Annotated in this window: 6 protein-coding genes; all 6 read left to right on the plus strand. The window is 70.4% G+C overall.

Features of this window, described 5'->3' with window-relative positions:
* Positions 1 to 55: 55 nt before the first annotated feature.
* Positions 56 to 868, plus strand: a complete 813-nt coding sequence (locus E2651_RS40910; protein WP_135336345.1) for an aldose 1-epimerase — start codon at positions 56 to 58, stop codon at positions 866 to 868.
* Between the two features lie 10 nt (positions 869 to 878).
* On the plus strand, positions 879 to 1,430 hold the full coding sequence (pyrE, locus tag E2651_RS40915) for an orotate phosphoribosyltransferase (RefSeq protein ID WP_135336346.1): 552 nt from the start codon (positions 879 to 881) through the stop codon (positions 1,428 to 1,430).
* A gap of 109 nt (positions 1,431 to 1,539) precedes the next feature.
* The gene (fbaA, locus tag E2651_RS40920) at positions 1,540 to 2,562 is read left to right on the plus strand and encodes a class II fructose-bisphosphate aldolase (protein WP_135336347.1); all 1,023 of its coding nucleotides are present in this window, start codon (positions 1,540 to 1,542) and stop codon (positions 2,560 to 2,562) included.
* A gap of 92 nt (positions 2,563 to 2,654) precedes the next feature.
* Positions 2,655 to 3,068, plus strand: a complete 414-nt coding sequence (locus E2651_RS40925; RefSeq protein ID WP_135336348.1) for a DUF3151 domain-containing protein — start codon at positions 2,655 to 2,657, stop codon at positions 3,066 to 3,068.
* Between the two features lie 193 nt (positions 3,069 to 3,261).
* On the plus strand, positions 3,262 to 4,092 hold the full coding sequence (locus E2651_RS40930; RefSeq protein WP_135336349.1) for a tryptophan 2,3-dioxygenase family protein: 831 nt from the start codon (positions 3,262 to 3,264) through the stop codon (positions 4,090 to 4,092).
* The gene (kynU, locus tag E2651_RS40935; protein ID WP_135336350.1) at positions 4,085 to 5,290 is read left to right on the plus strand and encodes a kynureninase; all 1,206 of its coding nucleotides are present in this window, start codon (positions 4,085 to 4,087) and stop codon (positions 5,288 to 5,290) included. Before E2651_RS40930 ends, kynU begins: the two co-directional genes overlap by 8 nt.
* Positions 5,291 to 5,313: the final 23 nt, after the last annotated feature.

A 5,313-nucleotide genomic window follows, 5' to 3' on the forward strand; every position in this document is an offset into this window, starting at 1 on the left:
CCCACCCGATTGCCTGGCGACTGTCTTTTTCAGAACCCTTAGGGTCGAGCCCGTGATGAGCGATGACGTGACGCTGGCCGCGGGTGACGCGGAAGTTGCCGTGCAGGCGGGGAACGGCTGCCGGGTGGGGAGTCTGCGGGTCGGCGGCAGGGAGCTGCTGCGGCAAGGGGAGCGGTACGGGTGCTTCCCGATGGTGCCCTGGTGCGGGCGGATTCGGGACGGGCGGTTCCGGAACGGCGGGACGCGTCATCAGATGCCCCTCAACTCGCCGCCGCACGCCATCCACGGCTTCGCCCGCGACGCCCAGTGGAAGGTCGCCCGATCCTCCGCGACCGAGGCCGTGTTCACGTACGACCTCACCGACCCCTGGCCCTACCAAGGCCGCGTCACCCAGATCGTCGCCCTCACCGAGGACTCCCTCACCCTCACCCTCGGCATCGAGACCTACGGCGACTCCTTCCCCGCCCAGGCGGGCTGGCATCCCTGGTTCAACCGGAACTTGGGGGAGGGACAAGGGGAGGGACAAGAAGACGTGCGCGTCGACTTCAGTGCTGCCTGGCAGGAGGAGCGCGGCGATGACCACCTGCCCACCGGCAACCGCATCACCCCCACCCCCGGCCCCTGGGACGACTGCTTCGGCATGCCCGACGGTGTCGACGTCACCCTCACCTGGCCCGAGCAGCTTCAGCTCCAGGTGAAGAGCCGGGAGCCGTGGGTCGTCGTGTACGACGAGCAGGACGCCGCCGTCTGCGTCGAGCCGCAGACCGGTCCGCCGGACGGGCTCAACACCCTGCCCCGCCTCGTCACCCCGATCGACCCCCTCGAGACGGCGACGACCTGGACCTGGACCCGGCTCCAGCGGCTTTAAGCTGGCAGGCATGACTGACGACGTACGTGGCGCCCTGCTGCAGCAGATCAAGGACAAGGCCGTGGTGCACGGCAAGGTGACCCTCTCCTCGGGTCTCGAGGCCGATTACTACATCGACCTGCGCCGCATCACCCTCGACGGCGAGGCCGCCCCGCTGGTCGGGCAGGTGTTGCTCGACCTCACCGCGGATCTCGATTACGACGCCGTCGGTGGGCTCACCATGGGGGCCGACCCCGTCGCCGGTGCGATGCTGCACGCCGCCGCCGCGCGGGGCGAGAAGCTCGACGCGTTCGTCGTGCGCAAGGCCGCCAAGGCGCACGGCATGCAGCGCAGGGTGGAAGGGCCCGACATCAAGGGCCGCCGCGTACTCGTCGTCGAGGACACCTCCACCACCGGCGGCTCGCCGCTCACCGCCGTCGAGGCCGTGCGCGAGGCCGGTGCCGAGGTGGTCGGCGTCGCCACCATCGTCGACCGCGCCACCGGGGCGGGCGAGAAGATCACCGACGGCGCCGGGGTGCCGTACCTCTTCGCGTACTCGAAGGACGACCTCGGACTGGACTAGGTCTGGCGACCGGAGCCGTCCGGAGAGTCTGGAAGGATGGGGGCGACGATGACGTCGCCCCCCTAGGTCAGGGCCAAGCACACACCCGCACATCACAAGGAGCGGACACATGCCCATCGCAACCCCCGAGGTCTACGCCGAGATGCTGGACCGGGCGAAGGCAGGCAAGTTCGCCTACCCGGCCATCAACGTGACCTCCTCGCAGACCCTGAACGCGGCCCTGCGCGGCTTCGCGGAGGCCGAGAGCGACGGCATCATCCAGATCTCCACCGGTGGTGCGGAGTTCCTGGGCGGCCAGTACAACAAGGACATGGTGACGGGCGCCGTGGCCCTCGCCGAGTACGCGCACATCATCGCCGCGAAGTACGACGTCACGGTCGCGCTGCACACCGACCACTGCCCCAAGGACAAGCTGGACACGTACGTCCGTCCGCTGATCGACGTCTCCGCCGAGCGCGTCAAGGCCGGCCGTGACCCGCTGTTCCAGTCGCACATGTGGGACGGCTCCGCCGAGACCCTCGCCGACAACCTGGCCATCGGCCAGGAGCTGCTCGCGAAGGCCGCCGCCGCGAAGATCATCCTTGAGGTCGAGATCACCCCGACCGGCGGCGAGGAGGACGGCGTCACGCACGAGATCAACGACGAGCTGTACACGACCGTCGACGACGCGCTGCGTACGGCGGAAGCCCTTGGTCTCGGCGAGAAGGGGCGCTACCTGCTCGCCGCCTCGTTCGGCAACGTGCACGGCGTCTACAAGCCGGGCAACGTCGTCCTGCGCCCGGAGCTCCTCAAGGACCTCCAGGAGGGCGTCGGCGCCAAGTACGGCAAGAACTCCCCGTTCGACTTCGTCTTCCACGGCGGTTCCGGCTCCACCGAGCAGGAGATCGCGACCGCCCTTGAGAACGGCGTCGTGAAGATGAACCTCGACACCGACACCCAGTACGCCTTCACGCGCCCCGTCGCGGACCACATGTTCCGCAACTACGACGGCGTCCTGAAGGTCGACGGCGAGGTCGGCTCGAAGAAGCAGTACGACCCGCGCACCTGGGGCAAGCTCGCCGAGGCGGGCATGGCCGGGCGCGTCAGCGAGGCCTGCGCGAACCTGCGCTCCACGGGTACGAAGCTGAAGTAACCGGCACCTGCCGAGGCCACGGGCCCGGCATCCCGCCTTTCAGGACGGGGTGCCGGGCCCGACGCGCGGCGTCATGGCGCAGACTGGAACCCATGGCCATTCACAAGGATCTGCTCGGGGGACCGCCCCCGACCCACCTGCCCGACGACCCCGAGCCGCGCGAGCTGCTCGCGAACGGCGCGGCGCCCGCCGACGTCGCCGCCAAGTACCCCACCTCCTCCCTCGCCTGGGCGCAGCTCGCCGACGAGGCGTTCGAGCGGGGCGGCGTCGTCGAGTCGTACGCGTACGCCCGTACCGGCTACCACCGCGGCCTGGACTCGCTGCGCCGCGCCGGCTGGAAGGGCCACGGCCCGGTGCCGTGGGAGCACGAGCCGAACCGCGGCTTCCTGCGCGCCCTGCACGCCCTGGCCCGCGCCGCGCAGGCCATCGGCGAGCAGGAGGAGTACGAGCGCTGCGCCGGCTTCCTGAGGGACTCATCGCAGACGGCGGCGGACACGCTGGGCTAGCCCCTGACCAGCCACTGACGTCGCCGTATACGGTGACGTACATACCTGTGAGACCTGCCTGGACGCCGCTGTGACCAGGCAGGTCTTGCTGTTTCGTGGGATGTTGCGGAGGATGCCGGTGGGGACCGGGGCCCCCGTGTCGGTAACGGCAGGGGCGGACCGCTACCCGTAGTACGTATTCAAGGAGACCGCGATGTCCGCGATGTCCCACGAGGCGGAGACCCCGAACCTCGATTTCGCCGGCACCACCCCTTACGAGGATTACGTCCAGGCGGACGTCCTCACCCACCTCCAGCACCCCCGTTCCGAAGACCCCGGAGAGATGGTCTTCCTGGTCACCACCCAGGTGATGGAGCTGTGGTTCACCGTCATCGTCCACGAGTGGGAGACCGCGTCGCACGCCCTGCGCCGCGACGACATCCCCGTCGCGGTGGCGGCACTCAAGCGCAGCATCCGCGAGCTGGAGGCGCTGAACGCCTCCTGGCGCCCGCTGGCCCAGCTGACGCCCGGACAGTTCAACTCCTACCGCGCCGCGCTCGGCGAGGGGTCCGGATTCCAGTCCGCGATGTACCGCCGCATGGAGTTCCTGCTCGGCGAGAAGTCCGCGTCCATGCTGGTGCCGCACCGGGGCGCGCCGCGCGTCCACCAGGAGCTGGAGAAGGCGCTGCAGGAGCCGAGCCTGTACGACGAGGTTCTGGCGCTCCTCGCCCGGCGCGGGCACGCCGTTCCGGACGCCGTGCTGCAGCGCGACCTGACGCAGAAGTACGAGCCGTCGCCCGAGGTCGAGAAGGTGTGGACCGACCTCTACTCCGGCGACGAGAGCGATGAACTCGCCCGCCTGGGCGAGACGTTGACGGACGTCGGCGAGCTGGTGTGGCGATGGCGCAACGACCATCTGGTGGCGACGCGCCGCGCGATGGGCTCCAAGACCGGCACTGGCGGCTCCGCCGGTGTGGCCTGGCTGGAGAAGCGCGCCGTGAAGAACGTGTTCCCCGAGCTGTGGACTGCGAGGAGCCATGTCTGAGGCCCTGCTGAAGGCGCGAGCGGCGAAGCTCGACGCCGAGGACCAACTCGGCGCGAAGCGCAAGGAGTTCGTCCTCGACGACACGGTCTACCTGGACGGCAACTCGCTGGGCGCGCTGCCCGCCGGCGTGCCGGAGCGCGTCGCGGACGTCATCTCCCGGCAGTGGGGGCAGCTGCGCATCCGCTCCTGGGACGAGAGCGGCTGGTGGACCGCGCCCGAGCGCATCGGCGACCGGATAGCCCCCCTGGTGGGCGCCGCCCCCGGTCAGATCGTGGTCGGCGACTCCACCAGCGTGAACGTCTTCAAGGCGCTGGTCGCCGCCGTACGCATGGCGGGTGACCCGGCCGGGGGGCGCGACGAGATCGTCGTTGACGCGACGACGTTTCCCACGGACGGGTACATCGCCGAGTCCGCGGCGCGCCTCACCGGCTGCCGCGTCGTGGCGGTCGCGCCCGGCGAGGTGCGGGGCGTCCTTGGCCCGCGTACCGCGGCGGTCCTCCTGAACCACGCCGACTACCGCACCGGACGCCTGCACGATCTGCCGTCCCTGACGGCCGCCGTGCACGAGGCGGGCGCGCTCGTCGTCTGGGACCTGTGCCATACGGCCGGTGCGCTGCCGGTCGGGCTCGACGAGCACGGCGTCGACCTCGCGGTCGGCTGCACGTACAAGTACCTGAACGGGGGGCCCGGTTCGCCTGCGTACATCTACGTACGGGCGGATGTGCAGGGGCGCTTCGACTCGCCGCTGCCCGGCTGGAACTCGCACGCGGAGCCCTTCGGGATGCGGGCGGAGTTCGAGGCGGCGGAGGGGGCGGTGAGGGGGCGTGTCGGTACGCCCGACATCCTCTCGATGCTGGCGCTCGAGGCGGCGCTCGACGTGTGGGACGGCGTCTCGATCGAGTCCGTGCGGGCCAAGTCCCTCGCGCTGACGGACTTCTTCCTGGAGTGCGTGGCGGCGTACGTCCCCGCGGGGCGGGTTGAGCCGATCACTCCGGCCGCTCATGCCGAGCGGGGCAGTCAGGTGGCCCTGCGGTGCGAGGACGCCGGGGATGTCATGCGGCGCCTCGTCGAGGCGGGCGTGGTGGGCGACTTCCGGGCGCCGGATGTGCTGCGGTTCGGTTTTACGCCGCTGTATGTGGGCTTCGCCGATGTGGAGCGGGCGGCGGGGGTGCTGGCCGGGGTGCTGGCCGGCTCCTAGCCTCCCCGTCATCGGGAAGGGGC

It is taken from the genome of Streptomyces sp. MZ04 (genome assembly GCF_004684775.1).
Taxonomy (GTDB): domain Bacteria; phylum Actinomycetota; class Actinomycetes; order Streptomycetales; family Streptomycetaceae; genus Streptomyces.

Coding starts and splice junctions, on each gene's coding strand:
- E2651_RS40910 (WP_135336345.1), top strand. CDS start 56: ATGAGCGATGACGTGACGCTGGCCGCGGGTGACGCGGAAGTTGCCGTG.
- pyrE (WP_135336346.1), top strand. CDS start 879: ATGACTGACGACGTACGTGGCGCCCTGCTGCAGCAGATCAAGGACAAG.
- fbaA (WP_135336347.1), top strand. CDS start 1,540: ATGCCCATCGCAACCCCCGAGGTCTACGCCGAGATGCTGGACCGGGCG.
- E2651_RS40925 (WP_135336348.1), top strand. CDS start 2,655: ATGGCCATTCACAAGGATCTGCTCGGGGGACCGCCCCCGACCCACCTG.
- E2651_RS40930 (WP_135336349.1), top strand. CDS start 3,262: ATGTCCGCGATGTCCCACGAGGCGGAGACCCCGAACCTCGATTTCGCC.
- kynU (WP_135336350.1), top strand. CDS start 4,085: ATGTCTGAGGCCCTGCTGAAGGCGCGAGCGGCGAAGCTCGACGCCGAG.